The sequence below is a fragment of the Bacteroidales bacterium genome (assembly GCA_016707785.1).
In the GTDB taxonomy this organism is placed as follows: domain Bacteria; phylum Bacteroidota; class Bacteroidia; order Bacteroidales; family UBA4417; genus UBA4417.
Map to the genome: position 1 here is coordinate 145083 of JADJGZ010000008.1, position 21361 is coordinate 166443.

The 21361-nt window shown below is 40.6% G+C and carries 14 protein-coding genes; 3 read left to right on the forward strand and 11 right to left on the reverse strand.

Going from position 1 to position 21361, the window contains the following annotated elements; genetic code table 11:
* Window positions 1-2: 2 nt before the first annotated feature.
* The 4 genes from IPH84_06585 to IPH84_06600 form a co-directional block, all read right to left on the reverse strand.
* Window positions 3-1217 (reverse strand): CapA family protein, encoded by a 1215-nt coding sequence (locus IPH84_06585; GenBank protein ID MBK7172891.1) that lies wholly within the window; start codon window positions 1215-1217, stop codon window positions 3-5.
* A 20-nt stretch (window positions 1218-1237) separates the two neighbouring features.
* Window positions 1238-2731, reverse strand: a complete 1494-nt coding sequence (locus IPH84_06590; protein MBK7172892.1) for a lipid A deacylase LpxR family protein — start codon at window positions 2729-2731, stop codon at window positions 1238-1240.
* A 74-nt stretch (window positions 2732-2805) separates the two neighbouring features.
* Entirely contained in the window at window positions 2806-3660 is an 855-nt protein-coding gene (locus IPH84_06595; protein MBK7172893.1) for a hypothetical protein, read from the reverse strand.
* A gap of 34 nt (window positions 3661-3694) precedes the next feature.
* A complete protein-coding gene (locus IPH84_06600; GenBank protein ID MBK7172894.1) occupies window positions 3695-3961 on the reverse strand; it encodes a hypothetical protein in 267 nt (88 codons plus the stop codon).
* 215 nt (window positions 3962-4176) lie between these two features.
* On the opposite strand from IPH84_06600, the gene IPH84_06605 reads away from it, so the two are divergent.
* The gene (locus IPH84_06605; GenBank protein ID MBK7172895.1) at window positions 4177-5742 is read left to right on the forward strand and encodes a peptidase C1; all 1566 of its coding nucleotides are present in this window, start codon (window positions 4177-4179) and stop codon (window positions 5740-5742) included.
* 9 nt (window positions 5743-5751) lie between these two features.
* On the opposite strand, the gene IPH84_06610 is transcribed toward IPH84_06605, so the two are convergent.
* The 5 genes from IPH84_06610 to IPH84_06630 form a co-directional block, all read right to left on the reverse strand.
* Window positions 5752-7011, reverse strand: coding sequence for a T9SS type A sorting domain-containing protein (locus IPH84_06610; protein ID MBK7172896.1), 1260 nt, complete (start codon window positions 7009-7011; stop codon window positions 5752-5754).
* A gap of 173 nt (window positions 7012-7184) precedes the next feature.
* The gene (locus IPH84_06615) at window positions 7185-9275 is read right to left on the reverse strand and encodes a M3 family metallopeptidase (GenBank protein MBK7172897.1); all 2091 of its coding nucleotides are present in this window, start codon (window positions 9273-9275) and stop codon (window positions 7185-7187) included.
* A gap of 85 nt (window positions 9276-9360) precedes the next feature.
* A complete protein-coding gene (locus IPH84_06620; GenBank protein ID MBK7172898.1) occupies window positions 9361-10647 on the reverse strand; it encodes a hypothetical protein in 1287 nt (428 codons plus the stop codon).
* A 204-nt stretch (window positions 10648-10851) separates the two neighbouring features.
* Window positions 10852-11307: a DUF1801 domain-containing protein gene (locus IPH84_06625; GenBank protein MBK7172899.1), complete on the reverse strand. Its 456-nt coding sequence runs from the start codon at window positions 11305-11307 to the stop codon at window positions 10852-10854.
* A 646-nt stretch (window positions 11308-11953) separates the two neighbouring features.
* Window positions 11954-14110 carry an aldehyde:ferredoxin oxidoreductase gene (locus tag IPH84_06630; GenBank protein MBK7172900.1) on the reverse strand — a complete coding sequence of 719 codons (2157 nt, stop codon included), beginning with the start codon at window positions 14108-14110 and terminating at the stop codon, window positions 11954-11956.
* A 273-nt stretch (window positions 14111-14383) separates the two neighbouring features.
* Here IPH84_06630 and thiF point away from each other — a divergent pair, with 273 nt between their 5' ends.
* Both thiF and thiS read left to right on the forward strand, forming a co-directional pair.
* Entirely contained in the window at window positions 14384-14986 is a 603-nt protein-coding gene (gene thiF / locus IPH84_06635; GenBank protein MBK7172901.1) for a sulfur carrier protein ThiS adenylyltransferase ThiF, read from the forward strand.
* A gap of 34 nt (window positions 14987-15020) precedes the next feature.
* Window positions 15021-15224 carry a sulfur carrier protein ThiS gene (thiS, locus tag IPH84_06640; GenBank protein ID MBK7172902.1) on the forward strand — a complete coding sequence of 68 codons (204 nt, stop codon included), beginning with the start codon at window positions 15021-15023 and terminating at the stop codon, window positions 15222-15224.
* A 37-nt stretch (window positions 15225-15261) separates the two neighbouring features.
* On the opposite strand, the gene IPH84_06645 is transcribed toward thiS, so the two are convergent.
* Together IPH84_06645 and IPH84_06650 are read right to left on the reverse strand one after the other, a co-directional pair.
* Window positions 15262-17733, reverse strand: a complete 2472-nt coding sequence (locus tag IPH84_06645; GenBank protein ID MBK7172903.1) for a carbohydate-binding domain-containing protein — start codon at window positions 17731-17733, stop codon at window positions 15262-15264.
* Between the two features lie 119 nt (window positions 17734-17852).
* A complete protein-coding gene (locus IPH84_06650) occupies window positions 17853-20654 on the reverse strand; it encodes a PAS domain S-box protein (GenBank protein MBK7172904.1) in 2802 nt (933 codons plus the stop codon).
* Window positions 20655-21361 lie beyond the last annotated feature (707 nt).

Sequence of the window (21361 nt, forward strand, 5' to 3'; positions counted from 1 at the left end):
GATTATTTTTCCGGGATCCGGATATTCTTACTCAGCAATTCCCTTGAATCAGCAACAAATGTTTTCAGGGAAGCACTACTTTCCTTATCCAGCATAACGGAATCGTTTTCAAATGATTTAGCCGGTAAGATGTAATACTGCCGTTTGCCATTTCTCAAGGGATTGAAGACCCAGCTTAATTGGTAATCCGCTTGTTTAATCGTGGTGTTGCCATTGATTTTTTGTAATGTTATTCCCACCATTGCACCTCCATCAGTATATCTTTTCCGTTGGTTGGATACATAATTCCCTAATGACCATACTACCAGCTTTTCTTTACTGACGCTGTCGGCATAATGCCATTCCATGGGTTGTATTACATGGGGATGAGATCCAATGATGATATCAGCTCCCAGCTTAAAACAATATTCCGCAATTTCTTTCTGGAAGGCATTGGGCTCACGCTGGTATTCTTCTCCCCAATGGATAAAGATGATCGTTTTGTCGGGGATTGAATCATGAGCTGCTTCCAGGTCTTTTTTGATCCTTTCTTTTTCTATCAGACTTACCACTGTCCCTTCCGGCACGGGGATACCATTTGTTCCATAGGTATAGTTCAGGAAAGCCAGGGTTATGCCATTTTTGCGGACAATCTTTGGATTTTGAGTTAAATAATCTTTCTCATTTTTATAGGTTCCGAAATGCGCTAATCCCAGGCTATCGAGCATTACTGCCGTTCTCTTTACACCTGTGAGTCCACGGTCACAGCAATGATTATTCGCTGTTCCTACCAGGTCGATGCCGGCATTTAGCATTCCAACGACCAATTCATCGGGAGAACTAAAAGCAGGATAGCCACTGAAAGGTTTTCCTGCCAGTGTAGTTTCCAGGTTGGCAATAGCCAGGTCATAACCCTGGATTAAGGGTGAAATGTATTTGAAGCAGGAATCATAGATGTACATGTTCAAACTATCATTCCAGGCTGCTTCAACCTGGGGCATATGTTGCATGATGTCACCCATGAAAAGGAGAGAAACTTCCTGTTTCGGGGGATGTAAAGGGATCAGTTGATCCTCCGATATGCTGGATGGATTTGAGAAAAAAAGAAAAGAAATGAAAGAATAAAGGAAGACAGGACTTAAAGTGAAGAAAACGAATATTTTACCGGCCTTCTTCTTGCTGAAGTCAAGAGCGGTCTGCACTTTGTATGCGACAATTGAAAAGGAAGGTCTTAACATAGCCCGTTGTTGTACTGAATCTATAATTTGAAAAACAGGCTGATTCTTCCCCACTTGTGAATCATTCCTCCCTTGTATTCCGGGCTGAGGAAATGTTGTGCCAATTCGAGGCCGGAATCTTTATACCTGAGTTGCAATCCTGTTTCAACAGTAGCTACCCATCGGGAGATATCACCAGGTGCGAGGGTAAAAATGTTTTCCTTATTGAATATTCCTCCCTGCAATGTTGCATCATATCCCACAAAACTCCCTTTGGTTTCGAAATACCAGGAGTACTGCCAGTTCCCTTGTTTTTTTCCGACAGACGGGAAATAAGGAGAAATCTGCTGGCCTGCAGCTATTCTAATCCCTGTTGATGCTTGTGTATAAAGACTTCCTGCCTTAGCGGATACACTGCCTGACAGCTGGAAATGATCCTTATCAATCAACGTTTTCTCTACATTGATATTATAATTAACAATGGCATCTGTCCTGATTTGAGTTTCCCATCCAAGAGGTTTATCATTTGTTGGGAAGGTCTTATGAACCAAAGTCTGCATATATGAACCAGGAGAATATGGGCCCGTGAATCCCAGGTCTAATTCCGAAGTTATCCTTAACAGTCGGGAGGGGTCTGAAATGGTTCTGCTATATCCAAGATAAAGGTAAGATGCATAAGGCCTGTCATTATGCAATGCCGGTGCAATACGAGTATCTGTTGGGGTGTACATATTTTGTACCAGCTTGAGAGAACTGGCACTGTAAGCAGAATTCCTGTATGGAATCATCAGACTTGAAAGCCGTAAATTCCTGATCCAGGGTGCTTGAAGTGAAATGGTGACTCCATTGGTAAAATACCTGTCAGTATTCAGAAAAGTGATGATATCATTTTCAAAGGTAACTTCCAGCAGGGTTCTGGAATCATAGCGGTTTTCTATAAAAGTAATGCCGGGGAAAGTCCTGGTTTTCAATGATGAGGAATCATTATCAGCCCGGTAAATAACAACTTTTTTGGGTTTTTCAGAAGGGATAGGTTTATTTATTCTTACTTCTGAAACTTTGGAAGAATCGGGACTTAAAACTGCATGAAATCCTACAGGTGGAAAGTTCCTGATTGATGGTTGGAATTGACTGTTTTCGGAGAAATACAGAGATGCAGCACTGCTAAGATCTTTATAGTTACAGGGGAAAGGGTCCTTAACTGCGTTAAAGAGGATGAGGTCGTATTTTGCCGGCAGTGTTTTTATATCCAGGCTTATGATGTCACCATTTTGCTTGATGAATTCCAGTTTTTTATCTTCTGATGTAATCACCGGGATCCGGAAAGGGGTAAGGATCTTTTCAATAGCATTTTTTTCCTTGCCTGAAATGATGCCTTTCTCATCAATATTTTGACCTAGAAAAATAGCAGCCGGCTGATCAATTACCTGTGATTCAGATTCATTCTTCTGAAATAATAATTTACTGGCCGGTTGTTTTGAATCACAACCGCCAAGAAACAATAATAGAATCCCTATGAAGAGTAACTGTTTCAAATTATCTGTTAATCCGGAATAACCTACAAAGGTAAGTAAAAGGGGCAAAGAATTTTTGGCTATTTTGCTGAAGGTTATTCTCCGTTAAACAGAAGGTTGTTTAACATGAAGCGCAGATAGAAACCGGCACCGGGGCGATATTTGTTATATCCGTCGAGTTGGGTACTGATAAAATGAGCATTAAAGCCTGGTTCAAAACCTACATCCCCGAACATGAAGGAAGCACCAGCACTGAAATAAAGGCCCCAGCCAATTCCTCCCTGCTTCATATTGAACGTCTGGGAATTTGGACCAATGTATACCCCATTCAGATAATTATTGATGATACTGTATTCTTTCTCTTCAACAAAGAAGGAGGATTTGATCACGGTTGTATTATTCACATTCAACCCTCCAATCACAAAATAACCAAACCGGTCGGATACAGGGAAATTTCTTTTCAGCCCGATATCGAAATAGACCCGTTCTTCCACACCCCTGATCGGACAAAGTGTGTGGTCAGGAAAAGATGTAAAGGGTTTTGGGATGGTGAAAATCAATGCATCCTGGGTAGTGAGTTTCATGTAATTGAAATTGAAATACAGTGCATAGGTGCTATTGAATGAGTACTGGCCGTATATCCCCGGCATCATTGCAATTTTATAACGCATATTCGTGGGCCATCCGTCTGTATCAATAAAAATAGTGTCAATCGCATCTAACCTGTTGAAAATGGAATCATAGAAAACCCTGTTACTCATAACCCATTGAGTATTGTTCAAATTACCAATGGTTCCGTTATAGTAATTGGCGGAGTGTTTCGAAGGGACATAGACTCCGAAATTGATTCCAAATTCGAAACCACCTTCATCCCTGGAAGATTCCTGTGAAAAAATGAAGAGCGGACACAAGAAAAAAGTGAGTACAAAAAGAGCAAAAAACCGTTTCATAGAGCAGCAACTTTATACAAAGATAGGAGAATCTTTATAAAGCGATAAAGAGAATCAGGGCAACGGCAGCAATGATTCCCAGGATCAGGAAGACTTTTTTTTCATAAGCCAGCTGCTGGTTGCAGGCTTCAATCTTTTTTCGGGCTTTTTCTGACCGGTTATCCTGTTCCAATGCCCGTTCATACCAGGTTCTTGCCGACCGGAAGATTTCTATTTTATAAAAATCGTCTCCCCGCAACATGAAATCCCTGAACTTTGATTCTTCAGGACTTAAGTTAACTTCAGCTTCATGATGTGCCATGGTTATCGAATTGATTCTTACAAATATAACACTAAACTCATCGAACTCTGAGTATTCTTTCAGGATGAATGATCATTCCAATGAGTTTTTTATCTTTATCTGATCCTTTTTATTGAGTGAGTACCCCATCTAAAGTTTAAATAGTTGTATTTCTTATTCGAAATCTTCATTAAAATTTGGCAGGTATAAAATTAAACCTTTAAAATCAGAATTATATGCCAATCAGGATGACCAAAGACAGGGGCATGTCCTCTTCAGATAATTTCCCCGGATCAGGGGGAGGCGGACGATTACCTGGCGGAATGAATGCCGGTTGCCTGGCAGCATTGTTACCATTACTCTTTAGAAATCCCAAGCTTTTAATTGTGGTATTGATCATTGGTGGGTTATTCTATTTTATTGGTGGACAAAAGAGCTGCGGAATAATGAACCAGGGATTGGGAGGTGATGGATTTTCGATGGGAGGGATGCTGGACGAAAGGATGTATGATAAAGCTGAGGTGTATGAACCCCTGGCTGATAATATTAACAATCCATTGCCTGAAAGAGTCAGCCTTGAGCAGTATTGCCCGGTTCGCCGCAACCAGGGGGCACAGGGTTCCTGCGTGGCCTGGGCCAGTGCTTATGGTGCACGCTCTATCCTGAAAGCCAGGGAGTCGGGGCAGAATCCCGACGAGGTAGCCTTCAGCCCTTCGTTTCTTTATAACCAGATTGGACTCGAGGGTTGCCAGGGAAGTTATATCATAAGAGCCATGGAGAATATGGCACAGGTTGGTGCTGTGCCTTTTGACCGTTTTCCTTATGATGAACAGGATTGCAGCAAGCAGCCCGCGCAGGAAGATTTTCAACTTGCCAGCCAGTTCCGCACCAAGGGATTTAACCGTTTATCCCGGGGTGGAGAGGATTATAAAACTGATCTGCTGGCCATCAAGCAAAATCTGGCCCAAAATGCCCCCGTAGTTATTGGGATGATGGTAGGAGGCAGTTTCATGCAAGATATGGTAAATAAAAAAGTATGGATTCCGCAATCATCAGATTATGAAATGAATGGTTTCGGTGGCCATGCCATGTGTGTGATTGGATATGATGATTTCCTTGAAGGAGGAGCCTTCCAGATCATGAACAGCTGGGGACAGGAATGGGGAGAACAGGGCATAGCCTGGGTCAGGTACAGGGATTTCGATCATTTTGTGAAAGAAGCCTATGGACTATATCCCATGGGTACTACAGGGCAACAACCTGGTGATATGCTTACTGCTGAAATTGGACTGGTGTTGAATATTGCTGACCAAAACCAAACTGAAATTATTCCCTTGGAGTATCGGTCAGAGAATGTATATTCAACCAGGAATGCTTTATCGGAGGATAGCAGGTTTAAACTCCAGGTTACTAATAATATGGAGTGTTATACCTATGTTTTCGGACAGGAAACCGATGGTTCCTCTTATGTGTTATTTCCTTATACACCTAAGCATTCACCCTATTGTGGGATCACCGGGACAAGACTGTTCCCGAAGGATTACTCCATGCAACCTGATAGTATAGGGAAGAAGGACCTGATGGCGATTGTAATGACAAAAGCCCCGATCGATTATAAGAAACTCAACAAGAAAATCAGCAACAGCCGCAAATTGTCCTATACTGCGAAGATAAAAGAAGCTTTAGGCGACCAGATACAAGATGAAATCAAGTTTACGGATCAGAAAGGCATGGTTGCTTTCTCTACTTCTTTGACCGGACAAAAAGCTGTGATGGTGATTGTGGAAGTCAATAAGAAGTAAACCAGCCTTTTAATCAGTGAGAAGGACCTTCTGTACCCTAATATTCCCGGCAGGATTTATGCACCGCAAAATATAAATTCCATTGTTCAGGTTCCCTGGCAGATTGATCATAGTATTGCCTTTAACCTTCTGATTGAACATATTCCTTCCATTCATATCTGTCAGGGTAACCTGGTAATTCAGGCTCTCCTGAAGTCCAATGAGTCGGAGTGGGGCACTTTTTGAAACAGGGTTCAAGGCAAGGATGCTTGATTCAGGTTTCTCATAAATTCCAAAAACCTCGTGACTGGAGAAATAGGTTTCTTCAGAGATTGAATTTCTCCAATCATTCAAATGTGGTTGCCACTTTTTGGTCAATAAGTTTACAAGGTTTCCTGAATTATAGGTATAGGAAAGAAGGTTGGAATTCACCCAGGCAGCATTTGACCACAATTGCTGTGTATCCGTTTCCAGTTTGCCATCAGCATTATAGCTGTATTCATTTTTGGAAGCGTTTTCCCAGGCTGATAAGGCTTGAAGATATTTTTCGATGATAGTTCTTGAAAGTTTACCGGAGGAATAAGTTAATGTACTTCGGGTATAATTCAACCATGAAAGAGAAATGGGATCCCACTGCTCATATAATTCATTGGATGGTAATGAGTTTGCATAGGTATGGGTGGTACGGCTCCGGTTTTCCCAGGTACTCAGATTGCCATTCCAGGCCTGGAGAAGATCTATATTTACTAATCCGCTTCCAGTATAAGTAAAAGATTGCTTTTCGCTGAATGTCCACTGAAATTCACCGGCATTCCATGTACTCATGATGATATTTGTAAGTACATTGAGTGTATCGTATGAATAATCGAATTTAAGTGCATTTTTCCAGCTATTCAGTTGATTATCCCATTGTTGAGATACAACTTTCCTAAGCTGTAATCCTATATAAACGAGTGTATCATTCGAATAATTCTTCCAGAACCCGTTTTTATCCTTGGAGAGTTTCATCCGCTGAATCATCATACCGCCGGAGTCATAGGAAATAAAGGTCCTCTGGGCTAGCTGAAAACTCAATTCGGTGGTATCATAATTACTTATGTGAATCGAATCAGACAAGGATGCAGATTCATGGGTGCTTTTCAGGATATTGCCTCCATAATCTGACCAAAGCGATTCTGACGATATTCCAAATATGGATTGACCAGGTACCTGGCTATTTGATGTTTGAGCAAAAGAGGTCAGGGTTATGAAAAGAAAGACCAGGCTTCCGTATATTTTATATTGATTCATGAGGGTTAGTTTTGAGTTAGGATATAGAGTAATTGCCAGAAATTCTTTCAGGAATCGTGATGATGAGATATAATATGATCATCGATGCCACAAAAAGGGTTGATTGTTGCAATAGTTATGGGTTGCATCAATGATACCTTATTGGAGACTCCTTCACAAATGGAATTGAATGACTAATTCAATCCACGTCGATCGATAAGAGGCTGGACTTGAGGATCTTTTCCCCCGGTAAACTGTCTGTATAATTTCATAGCATCTTCAGTTCCACCTTTTTCTAAGATATTCTTTCTGAAACTATCAGCAGTTGCCTTGTCAAAAACGCCGTATTTCCTGAAGTAGGAATAAGCATCAGCATCAAGCACTTCAGCCCAGATATAAGCATAATAGCCGGCAGAATAACCTCCTGCAAATACATGCTGGAAGAAAGTGCTTTTATATCGTGCGGGTATTGCATCGATGAGTCCAAGTTTATCCATCTCTACTTGTTCAAACAACTGAGGTTCGATGTTGTTTTGGAATTCCAGGCTGTGGTATTTCATATCCAGTAATGCAGCGGCCAGGTATTCAGTGGTAACAAAGCCCATATTAAACTTTTCAGCATTTTTCATTTTTGTTACCAATGATGCCGGTATCACTTCTCCTGTCTTGTAATGTTTTGCATATACTTTCAGGAGTTCAGGTTCATTAGCCCAATTCTCCATTATTTGTGAAGGCAGTTCAACAAAATCACGGGGAACAGCTGTCCCTGAAAGGCTGGCATAGGTGCAACGGGTAAGCATTCCATGTAAAGCATGGCCGAATTCATGGAAGAATGTCGAAACTTCTTCCCAGGTCAGCAAAGTGGTTTCCCCTTCTGCAGGGGCAGGGTAATTGAAATTGATAGAGATGATGGGCCGGACATCTTTCCCATTCACTTTTTTCTGGTCGCGGTAGTTATTCATCCAGGCTCCTGAACGTTTGGCCGTTCCGGCATAGTAGTCAACATAAAGTATCCCTGCCAGCATCCCATTAGCTTCATATACTTCATAAGTTTCCACTTTATTATTGTAAACAGGAAGATCGGTCCTCTTTTTGAAAGTTAGTCCAAAGAGCTTACCTGAAGCATAGAACACGCCTTTTCTGACACTATCTACCGGGAAATAGGGTTTCATCTCTTCTTCATTGAGATCATACCTTGCAAGACGGATTTTCTCTGTATAATAGAACCAGTCCCAGGGTTGAACCTTAAAACTGCCACCTTCCCTGATGATCATCTCCTGTATATCGGATTCTTCCTGTTTCGCCATAGCAAGGGCAGGTTTCCATAACTGGCTCAGCAATTTATCAACATTAGAAGGTGTTTTAGCCATATTGTCGTCCAAAACATAGGATGCATAATCAGGAAATCCCATCAGTTTAGCTTTCTCCGCCCTTAAGGCTACGATTTCAGCAATCACGGGATTATTATCATATTTTCCCCCATTGCAACGGTTGAGGTAGTATTCATATAATTGTTTCCGCAATACCCTGTTATCGGCATAAGTGATAAAAGGCATAACCGTAGTTTTACTGAGTCCAAAAGCCCATTTATTCTCAAGGCCTTTCTTCTTTGCAAAAGAAGAGGCTGATTCTACCAATACGGCAGGCAGTCCTGAAAGATCCGATTCTTTTTCAATGGTCATATAATAGCCATTGGTTGCCTTAAGGAGATTTTCGCCAAATTGAACATTTAATACGGATATTTTTGAATTGATCTCCTTCATCCTCGATTTTTTGGCTTCAGGCAACAGAGCCCCATTTCTTACAAAGCGTTTATAGGTTTCTTCCAGCAGTTTGGCTTGTTCACCTTGCAATTTCAGTGAGGCACGCTTCTCATAAACAGCCTTTACGCGGGTAAAGAGAAGGTCATTCATATAGATACCATCGTAATGCTCTGAGAGGAGGGGAGAAGATTCCTTATCAACTTCCTGTATTCCATCTGAGGTATTGGAGGAGGTATAAACTCCCAATATAGTGATGACGCGATAAAGTGACTGCCCTGAATTTTCCAGCGCTTCTATGGTGTTAGCAAAAGTCGGGGCTTGCTTGTTTTGAATAATTTGTTGGATTTCAGTAGTATGGGTCTTAATGCCTTCATTGATGGCAGGCATAAAATGTTCTGTTTTGATCAAATTGAATGGAGGAACTTCATGGGGAGTGCTCCACTGTTTTACCAGGAAAGGGTTTTGAGCAAATGATGCGACAAACATAAGTGTTAAGGTAATTAAGCTGATCGTTGACTTCATAATGGATTGGTTTGATTTGAGAGGTAAAGATATACCTATTTCCTGTATCGGAAAAGTGTTCAACAACAATGAATGTGAGAGGGTATCAGAGTGCCGATTTCTTAATCCATCGGGAATTCGCCAAATGGTCATATTGCATATATATGGCCTGGTTGTTGACAATTCTTACTTTTTCATAGAAGTAAATATCAAGAGATTTCCCCGCACCAACCGGCTTCCCGTTTCGGTAGTTGATAGGCTGGAGATAGATCCCTTTTTTGTTTCTGAATACACCATAAACCATTTGTTCATTTTCATCAATAAGGTATTTCCTCAGGAACTCTTTATTATTATGTGTAATCTGTCCCTGATTAATAAGTTTACCTCCACTGTTGAAGATAAACATCTGATCGATAGAATGATCATATACATAAATAGTGTCCTGCATACAGAAAGATTCTACACTGATCGGTTTGGAAATTCCCTTGCTGGAGGCACTGCGACCACTTCCGCGCAAGGCAAACTGCCGGCTTAAAGAAGCAGGGTGATTATTCTTTTCATCCGGACTTACCATCTGAAATCCTAGACCTGCATGAGCGGAACCAACATTATCAAGGTCACTGCAATGCATGCGGGCTAGTACATCTTCCTGGGTATAAATTAGTGTTCTCTGACTTTTATTCCTGATAACCAAAGTGACCGATTGATTGTATTCTCCGAATCTCTTAACCAGGATGCCGCTGCTAAGCCAGCCAACACAAGGATCCATAATATATTGATATCTGTATCTTGGAATCCCTTGCATGATCTGGCAAAGAGAAGTGTCTGCCTTGATTTGATAGAGTGTATCTTCAGAATGCAGATATATATTGGAAAGGAAATCTCTTCCCAGGTGATTGCATTTATTCAGATACACCGGAAGTAAACATTTCCAGTATAATTTTTCTGATGGACTATATAATGAGAGGAACTTTTGCCTTCCGTGGATTTCAAGCTTCAGAATATCTTCATTGATGGTTTCAAAATCAAGGAGATACCTGAAGCGATGGTCCCTTTTTTCAGAGATGGTGACTTGTTTAAGAGGGAAAGACCTGGACTTTAAAACAATGATGTTTGATGCCGGATTTTGGGTATTGGAAAGGGTATTAGCTGGTATTCGCCTTGTTTCGCAGGCAATATGGCTGAAAATCAGGGTGTCATCGTTATTGCACCAAAGGCTGAAATATCCATCTGCCCCGCTACTTGTCCCTGAATTTTCGTTCCCGGATTTGAAAATATTCACTCTTTTCAAAGGCGATCCCATTTCATCGGTAACAACCCCCACCATTGTAAACGATTGGCCTTTGAGAAAAGATGCCAGAAGAATTAAGATTACTACCAGGCAGAATTTCATAAACTTTTGAGATGATCCCTGATTATTGATACAATTATAATAAAAAATATCCAGAAAAGCAAGTAGAATCGTTGAGCGACTGTAATTATTCGCTCAACTATTAAACTGATGCTATGAAATAATCTCAATAATTGGATAGATATTCTGATGGGAAGCAGAAATTGGTCGTAAGTGGTAGCTTCTCAGAAATCTATTAATTCAGGTTCAGGACTTTTTCAGGTATTTTTCATAAATACTTATCCAATCTGCGGGTGAGATCTTTGTTACCAGTTCACCAATTAAGGAAAGGGGGATATCTTCGGCTTTTTTGAACCGAATGCAACATTTTCCCATATCCAGTTTTTTAGGCGTTACTGATTTCCATTGCTCCTGGAACCAATCAAGGAGTGCTCCTTCATAAAGCCCCATATGGTACAATGAAATGTAGTTTTTTTGTGAAGCCAGGCTGAGAAAAGGTAAGGGTTGTTTCGGGTCACAATGATAACCCGCGGGATATAAAGAATGAGGGACTGCCCATCCTAACATTCCATAAGCCATTCCTTCGGAGAATCCTGCAGGAAGATTTTGCCGGATAACTGCAACCAGGTCGGCAATGATCTGTTTGCGATCTTCCGGAAGTTCAGAAATGTACTGGTCTACTGTTTTAGCATTTGACTGCATAAAAAATTTATTTGTTAAGCGAATATAACACAGTAAGGAGGTTTAAAGTTTACTTATATGAAAATATACGGAGTAAGCTGAATGTGCTGATAGACTTGATAAAAATTAATAAAACAGAAAGCCTCAATTATGAGTTGGCCTCTTTCATTGCTTCAATCTTGTAACCCCAGCCTTCAGGCTGGGGTTGGTCAATACCATGTAAAAGCGGCCTTTAGGCCTGACTTATGGAATGAAAGGAATTAATAAACCTGTTATGATTACATTTACCTTCATAATGGTTATTGTTTCAGAATGAAATTTCGGGTATTGTTTCAGTGAATATTGAAAGAACTAACAGGAATCATTTTTTCTGCTCAACTTCAAACCAATCGGTCAGGCCTAAAGGCCACGGTTTTTGTTGAGCAGAGTGTCCCCAGCCTAAAGGCTGGGGTTACAAGATATATATATTCATTTATCCATCACAACTTAAAAATTTAGTTCAGGATAGCTCTAGAATTTAACCCTATAATAAGATGCATCCACCTCCTGATATTTTTATATTTGAGTAAAAACTCACTAGATGTTCTAAAAAAAGGAGGCTGTCTCAAACTATTGAGTCAGCCTCCTGGTGGTTGGTTGAGTGTTGGAATGAAAAGTTTGTTGTTATTTATTGCAATGGGTTTACAATTTCAATCACCTGTGGCAGATCCATCCCAATAGATTTGAGATGATCAAGTGTTGGAACACCATTAGGGGTCCAGCCGCGGCGTTTGTAAACAGCATCGAGCAATTGTTCATAACGGTTTTCGCGATATTTGCGTGTGGCAGTCATTTTTTCCTCCAGGCTCATTTTTTCCGGATCCATACCCTGGAGATCAATAAGTTGCTTGTCATAGCGTTCCTGGCGGCTGAGGTATTCTTCCTGGGTAACAGGACCACAGGCCCGGTAAGGCTGGGCATCATGCAAGCGAAGACCTTTACCCATCCTGATATTGAAGATGCGCTGGAAGTTATATACTCTTTCACTTTGACGAATCAGTTCATGTTTGTCAAAGGTTGTACTTCCGGTAACTGCTTTATAAATAGTAACATAATTATCAACATGCTGAGGAACTTTAGCCGGTTCATCCGATTGGGCATTATCTTCGGGCTCCACATCGTTCCAGGGTAGTTTGCATAATCCCTGTAATCCGAACCAGGTGCGGAACATTGGGAAATAATGAAGAGCCTCTGCCTTCTTTTCGAAAGTGGGGATCTGATTATTAACCATATCCATGAAGATCAGCCAGGCTTCATCATGCTGAGGGCCTTTATTGGTCATGGCATAACCCCCCTGCTGAGCAAGAGATTCCTTGGAAACGTACTGTGAATATTCAAGACCTTTGTTTTCCATGCCGATATCCTGCATGAATCCGTAATCTCCCCATCCGTTTTCGGCGAAGAGTTCTTTCATTTTCTTCACTCCCAAACCTGCAATTTTGCCAAATCCTTCACCTCTGGCAACCATATGCAATAATTCCATGGCATTGGTGGCATTGCCAAAATTTAACTTTAAGCCCCCGGTCCTCTCTTCATTCAGGATACCATTCTCATAACATTCCATAATGAAACCAAGGATGGTTCCCCAGGAAATGGTACAAATACCGTATGTATCACAATAGAAGTTAGATTCAATGGTAAAATCGGGATTGAAGATGCCAGCAATCGAACCTAAAGAGGAGGTTGATTCATATTCCGGACCGTCGACAATCACTCTCGAACCTTTGTAGGGGCCCGACCTCAGTTCATAGTTATCAACTCCTTTAGCACAGGACATATTACAACCAATCCAGCATCCATCGGGCACTCCCTGGGTGAAGAATGACTTCCAGACTTCCCCGTTGATTTTATGGGTATCAGGGTGATTCCCGAATTTGAAATTATTTACAGGAAGAAGGTCATAATCATCCATAATATGAGTGAGATGAGCCGTTCCCTTACTCCTCATTTCGCATTGTTTATCATCCAGCTCGCGCATTTCACGGTTAAAAGTCTTACCTCTTTCCATGATAGCCTGAAGGTCGACAACATTATTGCGATTTCCGGTTACGCCTTTTGTATGTGCAACAATAGCCTTGATTTTTTTATCGCGGAGAACGGTTCCGATACCTCCACGGCCTGCTTGTTTGAGCCTAACCAGTTTCCGGCGGGCATCAAAGAAACTGAAATTCAGCATCCCTATCAAGGAATGCTCAGCGGCACTGCCTGCTGAAACAACTGCAACATTTACGCGGTCCTTTTCTGTTTCAGCAAGGGTTTCAGTAAGATACTCTGCCATTAAATGACTATCCATTGATTCCAGTCCTGCTTCATAGATTTCAATCACTTCGCGTGTTTCATCAATGAGAACAATGACATCCTTATCTGATTTACCTTGCAATTCCAGTGAATCGAATCCTGCAAATTTCAGGAAAGGCCCGAAGTAACCCCCAACATTGCTGTCGACAGGAATATCAGTTTGAGGCGAAAGCGTAACTACCAGTGATTTTCCTGTTCCCGAATATTGTGTGATTCCACAAATTGGACCCATGCTGATAACTATTTCATTCTCAGGATCATTCCACCGTGTTTTGGGTGTAGTTGCATCCCATAACAGTTTAAGTCCGAAACCCTTCCCGCCGGTGAATTTTTCTTTCATCAGCTGGCTGACAGGTTTCTCCTGTATCTCACCATTGCCAACATTCACGTATAATGTGCGATTGTTGTAACCCTGCACAATTGGTGCCCAGGTATATTTGTAGGAAAAGAGTAATTGATGATTTTCGGTGAAGTTTTGCAAGCTCATAGTTAGTTTTTTTGTTCCTGTGAATGAATTCACAAATGTAGAAAAAGGAAGGGTGTCTTAAACTAAATATGGATAAAAAATTCGATATGAAAAATTGTACAATTCGCTATAAGTAAGTTGGTTACGTAAATATTGGATTTTCAGTGGTTAAGACACTAGTGGATTAATTCAGATGATTGTATTCAGACCTTTATGGAAGGTAAGTCATCAAATCATCCACATTCAGATTTTGAATGATATTGCCTGAAACAAAAGAATCTTATATTTGTACTTATGACGTTTGATGAAATCAAATCAGTTTTAGGGACGAAATCGGTAGGAATTGCCGGTTGTGGGGGATTAGGTTCCAATTGTGCCATTGCTCTTGCCAGGGTTGGTATAGGTTCTCTTGTCATTGCTGATTTTGATGTCATTGTGGAAAGCAATCTGAACAGGCAGTATTATTTTCATGATCAGATTGGAATGCTGAAAGTGTTTGCACTAAAAAGGAATATCGAAATGGTTAACCCAAGAGTGAGGGTGCATGCTTTTGATATCCGGTTATGCATGTCGGACACCATTGAGATATTCAGTCGTTGTGATGTGATTGTTGAAGCTTTTGATAAAGCTGAAATGAAACACATGATCATCGATGCCGTTCACACGCATTTGCCTGATAAACATCTTGTAATGGGTGTTGGGATGGCCGGTTGGGGTGAGAATGAGTTGATACATTGCCGAAAATCAGATAAACTGATTATTTGTGGTGATGAGTTGAATGAAATTGCGGAACATAATCCTCCTTTAGCCCCGAGGGTTGGTATTGTTGCCAGTATGCAGGCCAATGCTGTCCTGGAAATACTCCTGGGTCCCAATACCTACCGAATGAAAAACTAAGTTTTAAAGCGCATCTGTTGCCGATAAGAAATCTATGAAGATCATCCTCAATAACCGTGAAGAGATAGTTGAATCTGAGCAATTAACAGTTGATCAGTTGCTGAAATACAAGAATTTTTCTTTTAAGATGCTTGTAATCAAGGTAAACGGAAAACTGGTAAAGAAATCAGAGTATGAAACCACCCTGGTCAATGACGGGGATGATGTGATGGTGCTTCACCTGATCAGTGGAGGTTAATTCCTGCACTTTGAAAAAACTGAACCTGAATTTCATATTAAGGTTCTGCCAGCCTGCTTTTTCTTCCTGATGATAAAACAGTTGCAAGCTTCATTCCTTTTTTAAAGGGAATTGCCTCTTTGTAGATTGTAGATCCTTTACCTATTGGCGAATTTGTATTTCCTACCCTGATTGGTAATCCCGGAAACTCAACATTTGCTTTGATAACCTGGTTTTCGAGTTTAATTCCGGGAAGTGGGATTCTGTATTTTATCCCCATTTTTTCCAACATAGGGAGTTCCTTCTGTCCCATCATGTTGGCAAACTTGTTATAATCCTTAAGATAGGCATCTGAACGCAACTGTGCATCCGGTTCTGTTTCCCAAACTGGCTTCCTGGCCCATGCTCTTTCTGCAATTGCAATCAAACGGGGGAAGAGCATATAATCTATTAATTCCGGGCTATTGATATTCTCGCCCCATAAACAGGCTTCTATACCCAGGAGGTTACTCTTCCCTTTATCGGTGAGTTGAATAAAGGTTTCAAGGAAGGTTTCCAACCTGATTGTATCTCCGGACTTGTTGGTGCGGGCACAATATGGAATCTGGGTAGGAGTGAATTGAAAAGCGGTTTCTGTATTTACATAATTAGCCCAATAGTATCCTTGTTCATAAGGGTCCTTTGCATAGGCCATATCGAGGTATAAATTTGTTGCATTTGCCTGTACTACTTTGAATCCTGCATTGGCCAGGATGGAGCTGTTATCTTCAGTCCCGTCACCCCAGATTGAATTCCAGCTATACATCTGCAAACCTCTTTCCTGGAATTCTTTGCGAGCTGTAACCGGATGTCCGGGTGATTTTAAATCTCTTTGCAATCCGACTTCTTCCCATCCGGCAGTGGTGATATTCCTTAGGATGAGTATTTCATTGAATTTACTGATAAAGTATTCCTCAAGGCTTCTTACATCCGGATATTCCGGGTGGCTTGCCAGGAATTTTCTGCACACAGGCGATTGTTCCCAGGCACCTGCCGGAACTTCATCTCCTCCAATATGGACGGTTTTTAAGCTGATGCCGGCATCCCGATACATATTTTCCATCTCCATTACCACTTTCCCCAGGAAATGATAAAGTGAAGGTTGACAAATACATACCACATTATCTTTATACCCTTGAATGGATGTATAAACAGAAAGATCGTTTGTATCCCTTAGAAGGTATTCGGTAGCTTCTGCTGTTTTTCCAAGTGCCATATATTTCCTGTAGCGATAATCCATGGCTTTTATAGCAGCCCTGGCATGTCCGGGCAGATCGATTTCAGGAATGATTTCAATATGCCTTTCAGCAGCATACTTTAGAATTTCAATAAAACTACTCCGGTTATAAAAACCACTTCCGCTTGATTTTCCCATCACGGCTAATGGTCCGGAACCATATGCCGGTTGAAGGAAGCTGGATTCATCTTCAGTATGACCCCTGAAAGCACCATAAGCTGTTAATTCAGGAAGCCCATTGATCTCCAGCCGCCATCCTTCATCATCGGTAAGGTGAAAATGCAGTTTATTGAATTTATAGAGGGCCATCTTATCCAGCAGCTGTTTGACTGTTTCTTTCGTCTGGAAATTCCTTGCAACATCCAGAAGTACACCCCTGTACTCGAATCGGGGGGTATCAGTTATCTCCAGGCAAGGAAGTTGCCCGGGATTTTTAAGTATTAAAGATCTCAGGCTTTGAATTCCGGAAAATATTGATTCAGCATTTGCTGCTTTAATGGTGATGCCTTCCTCTGAAGAAACGGACAGGAAATAGCTATGATTTTTAATTTCTTTATCAATCAGCAATCGGATTGAATGTTTCCGGCCTATTAATTGAGTGCTGGTTATGGCTTTCAGGCCCAGTTGTTTCAGAAGTTGAACCAGGTAATTATGCTCACTGCCAAGTCCACCGGATGCAGAAACCTGCAGGGTGGTTTTTAGCTGGAAGAATCCGGGTAAATACTGATATTTTAGAGGGGAAGGTAAAAATGGAGGAAGTTGATCTCCAGGAATTAAACTCAGTCTTTCATTTGCTTTATAACGATCAAGTGAAGATTCTGCCAGGCGTTTATCCTGCTTGTTTGCAAGAATTTGATGTGGTGCTGCCGGGAAATCATATTGAATGTCTTTTTCAGTGAGTTTTCCATTTTCCTGCCAATAAGCGCCTCTTGGGAAATCGGAAAGCATGAATGCCCAGTGCTGTGAAATGAGCCTGATATTTAGCGTTTTACCAGGTAGAACCGGGGTAAAGCCCTGGATTGGTTCCACTTTATAGAAATCCCCACCCATTGAGGTGATTTTGATTCCGGACTGTGCACTATCCACTAATATTCGACGGGTAAAACTAAAATAGAGTGCCCAGGTGCCAGGTTTAATTGATTGACTACCATTATTTCTGATGGTAAACTCTGAAAGGGTTAGTTCTTGATCACAATAATTATTGGTTATGATCTTCCATCTGAAGTTCAGTTTTTCAGGCTGGGCCTGGATCACCAATTGACAAATTAAAACAAAGGTCAAAAGGATTATTCTGTAGACTCTTATCATCATAGCATGCAAATGTAAACTGATTCTTAGAAGAAAAACAGCTGCAAGATATTCAGGTAAATCATTTAAGGAAGAAGATATTTCTTTACCTTTTCGAGCATGACAACTTTATCGATAGGTTTTGTGAGGTAGTCGTTGCATCCTGCAGCCAGGATTTCTTCTGATTCATCACTGAGGGTGAATGCTGTAAGGGCAATAACGGGGACTGAAGGCAGGAATTTTTTTATTTCTGCTGTAGCTTCAAATCCATTCATCACCGGCATTTGGATATCCATCAGGATAAGGTCCACCTGTTCTTCCTGTTTACAAATGCCAACGGCTTCACTTCCATCCTGGGCATAAAGGATCCTGGCATTTGTTTTTTTGAGCATATGATTAATCAGGCGGAAATTGCTCTCAATATCTTCAGCAATGAGAATGGTTTTACCGCTTAAGTCGAGTTCAGTCATGGTAGTTTGTACTATTTCCTTTTTAGCTGAATATCCCAGCCATATATTTGATGGGATTGAGAAATAGAAAGTTGCTCCTACACCCAGGTCGGAAACCAGCCACATTTTTCCGCCCAGCAATTCTACAAGGCCTTTCGAAATGGAGAGGCCGAGCCCTGTACCTCCATATAAACGGGTGTAGCTTTCTTCTTCCTGCCTGAAACGTTCAAAGATAATCTCCTGTTTTTCTTTGGCTATTCCTTTCCCGGTATCTTCAACAAAGAAGATGATGTTATCGTTATCAAGTTTGTAGCCGGTTTTGATATGGCCTTTATTGGTGAATTTCAGGGCATTGCCTGTGAGATTGATCAGGATTTGTTTCAGCCGGACTTCATCACATAAAAGAGTGCAATTATTATCCGGAAGGCCTTTCTCACTGATTAAGTTCACGTTGTCCTTATGCAGATTCCTTTTCTCCACCTCGGCGACCAGCATAATATCATCAAGGATTCGGTTAAGGTTGATTTCTGCAGGACTTATTGTTAACTGATTACTGTCGATTTTCGCGAAATCAATAATGTCATTGATAATCGTGAGAAGCTGTTTCCCACTATTCCGGATAATGGAGATGAATTCATGCCTTTGTTCTGCTGGAAGGTCTTCATCTTCAATCAATTCAGAAAATCCAACGATACTATTCATCGGTGAACGGATTTCATGCGACATATTTGCAAGGAAGGCTGATTTCAATCGCTCTGATTCCTCAGCTTTCTTTTTGGCAGCCAGCAGCACATCTTCATTCCTTTTTCTGTCAGTGATATCACGGGCTGTGGCAATAATCACATCTTTTCCAAAATATTTACCTTTATTACAGATGACATCTTTTGGGAAGATATCGCCATTTTTCCTTTTTCCCCAGAACTCAAAATGCAGGGGTGTGCCATCGATGAGCGTTTTTTGCACGGCCCTGCTTATGGATTCCAGATCATTTTTGCCATCAGCAGAAACGAAATCAATTCCTTTCCCTAAGATGTCTTCCCGGTTATAACCATACATTTTATCAGCACCTTCATTGATATCGATGAATTTCCCATTTTCATCAAGCACATAAATGGATTCGCTCACAGTATTCAGGATTCCACGAAAACTTTGTTCACTTTGTATCAGGGACTCCTCGGATCTTTTCCGGTCAGTAATATCTCTTGTCGTAGAAATGATGCAGTCTTCACCATTGATCTCAATTAAACGTGCCGACATTAATCCGAACCTGACAGTTCCGTCTTTCATTTGGAATGGGGCTTCAAAACCTACAACTTCTCCGTTTTTCTGCAATAATTCAATCATTCGTTGCCGGTCTTCCGGTTGAAACCAGATGTTCGTGCCTGGATCCATTGAAGATTTTCCAATTACATCTTCCTTTGTATATCCTGTTATTTCTGTAAACCCGTTATTGATTTCGACATAGATCCCCTTATCGATTTTGTTAATGTTGATCGAATCAGGGCTGGTCATGAAAGCCTCGGAGAACTTCTTTTCACTGGCTCTTAAAGCATCTTCAATTCTTTTACGTTCAGCCATATCCCTTATGAAAGTCTGATAACTTTTATCAGGCATCATTTTGGTATGCATTTCAACAGGAAGTAATGTCCCGTCTTTTCTTGTGAGGAACCTTTCTCTCCTGACAATCTTTCCTTCTTTAAGTTTTTCGTATTGGAAAGGTATCCGGTTTAACTCTTCCTTGTTGAAAAGGATATCGATCGGTTTGCCAAGTAATTGAGATTGGGTATATCCTGACAGTTCAGCAGCACTCTTATTAGCCTGAATGATAATACCATCCTGGTTTCCGATCAGGATCGCATCAACAGCCAGTTCAAATAAGGTCTGAATCCAATCTTCGTTATTCTGCAATAAATGTTCAACTTTTTTCTGCTCCGAAATATCAATAATAACAGCATGACATAAGCCTGATTCTGAAAATGCCAGGCCTTCAATCCTCAGATACAATTGCTGCGAAGTAGTTGAATTAATAATGACTTCACACTGACTCTTACCCTGGTAACTGAAAACAGATTCCAGGAATTCTTCAAATTTTTGAATCGAGGAATTATCCAGATAATCAGTCAGGAGTTTGCCTTCCAGTGCATTTCCCAACATACCGGCTGCACAAAGGTTGATTTCACCGATTTTTCCTTCCTTATCAAGGGTGAAATACCCTGATGGAGCATTTCTGAATAAATTAAAGTAATGCTCTGCTTCTTTTTTATCTTTCTTGATTTCAGATAATAATTCTTCTAATCTAAAAATGGTTCCATCCTCTTTATATGCGGACTTGGCTAAAGTCTGAAGCATTTCAGAGACTTCACTATTTAAACCGGCTTCCCTGATTAATTGATCAAAGTTTTCAGTCGGGTGCGACGGAAGATTTTTCTCCTCTTTCATAAATTTTCAAATACATCAATAGTTAATAAACCCTTAATCACCGAGTCAGTGAAAAGGGCATACCTTGAGATCAAGGGTGAGGCTAAAATGTGTATCTCTTTATAGTTATACTAGTCACTCTGCTTGGATACCAAAATTATCAATAAAATACATACTTCATAGCAAAATCCATTTAAATTTTCTGGAATTTCATAATAGCGCATTATGTAAATGTAGTTAGAGATTGTATAAGGAAGTCCCAAGTCCCATCCGCCAGCTGGCGGACCAAGTCCCAAGTCCCAATATTTAACACTAAACTCTAAATCAATAAGTTAACTTACTTTTTCATTTTTTATTATTTGTTATGTGTTAGATATTAAGTTGCCCGGAAGAAGAATTTCCAACTAGGGAAAGAATATTTAATATTTAACACTAAACACTAAATCAATAAGTTAATTTACTTTTTCATTTTTTATTATATGTTTTGTGTTAGATATTAAGTTGCCCGGAAGAAGAATTTCCAACTGGGGAAAAAATATTTAATATATAACACTAAACTCTAAACTTATAAGTATTATGTTTTGCTCAAATGGGGGGTTATTTTTTGCCCCGAAGGGGGGCCTTTATTTTTTTAGATATAAGTGGCCCGAAAGAAGAATTTCCTTCAATGAAAGGAACACATAATACTTAACACTAAACTCTAAATTTATAAGTATAATGTTTTGCTC

What these genes read in the sequence shown, in the direction of transcription:
- IPH84_06585 (MBK7172891.1), bottom strand. Translation starts at nt 1,217, where the DNA reads ATGTTAAGACCTTCCTTTTCAATTGTCGCATACAAAGTGCAGACCGCT.
- IPH84_06595 (MBK7172893.1), bottom strand. Translation starts at nt 3,660, where the DNA reads ATGAAACGGTTTTTTGCTCTTTTTGTACTCACTTTTTTCTTGTGTCCG.
- IPH84_06600 (MBK7172894.1), bottom strand. Translation starts at nt 3,961, where the DNA reads ATGGCACATCATGAAGCTGAAGTTAACTTAAGTCCTGAAGAATCAAAG.
- IPH84_06605 (MBK7172895.1), top strand. Translation starts at nt 4,177, where the DNA reads ATGCCAATCAGGATGACCAAAGACAGGGGCATGTCCTCTTCAGATAAT.
- IPH84_06610 (MBK7172896.1), bottom strand. Translation starts at nt 7,011, where the DNA reads ATGAATCAATATAAAATATACGGAAGCCTGGTCTTTCTTTTCATAACC.
- IPH84_06615 (MBK7172897.1), bottom strand. Translation starts at nt 9,275, where the DNA reads ATGAAGTCAACGATCAGCTTAATTACCTTAACACTTATGTTTGTCGCA.
- IPH84_06620 (MBK7172898.1), bottom strand. Translation starts at nt 10,647, where the DNA reads ATGAAATTCTGCCTGGTAGTAATCTTAATTCTTCTGGCATCTTTTCTC.
- IPH84_06625 (MBK7172899.1), bottom strand. Translation starts at nt 11,307, where the DNA reads ATGCAGTCAAATGCTAAAACAGTAGACCAGTACATTTCTGAACTTCCG.
- IPH84_06630 (MBK7172900.1), bottom strand. Translation starts at nt 14,110, where the DNA reads ATGAGCTTGCAAAACTTCACCGAAAATCATCAATTACTCTTTTCCTAC.
- thiF (MBK7172901.1), top strand. Translation starts at nt 14,384, where the DNA reads ATGACGTTTGATGAAATCAAATCAGTTTTAGGGACGAAATCGGTAGGA.
- thiS (MBK7172902.1), top strand. Translation starts at nt 15,021, where the DNA reads ATGAAGATCATCCTCAATAACCGTGAAGAGATAGTTGAATCTGAGCAA.
- IPH84_06650 (MBK7172904.1), bottom strand. Translation starts at nt 20,654, where the DNA reads ATGAAAGAGGAGAAAAATCTTCCGTCGCACCCGACTGAAAACTTTGAT.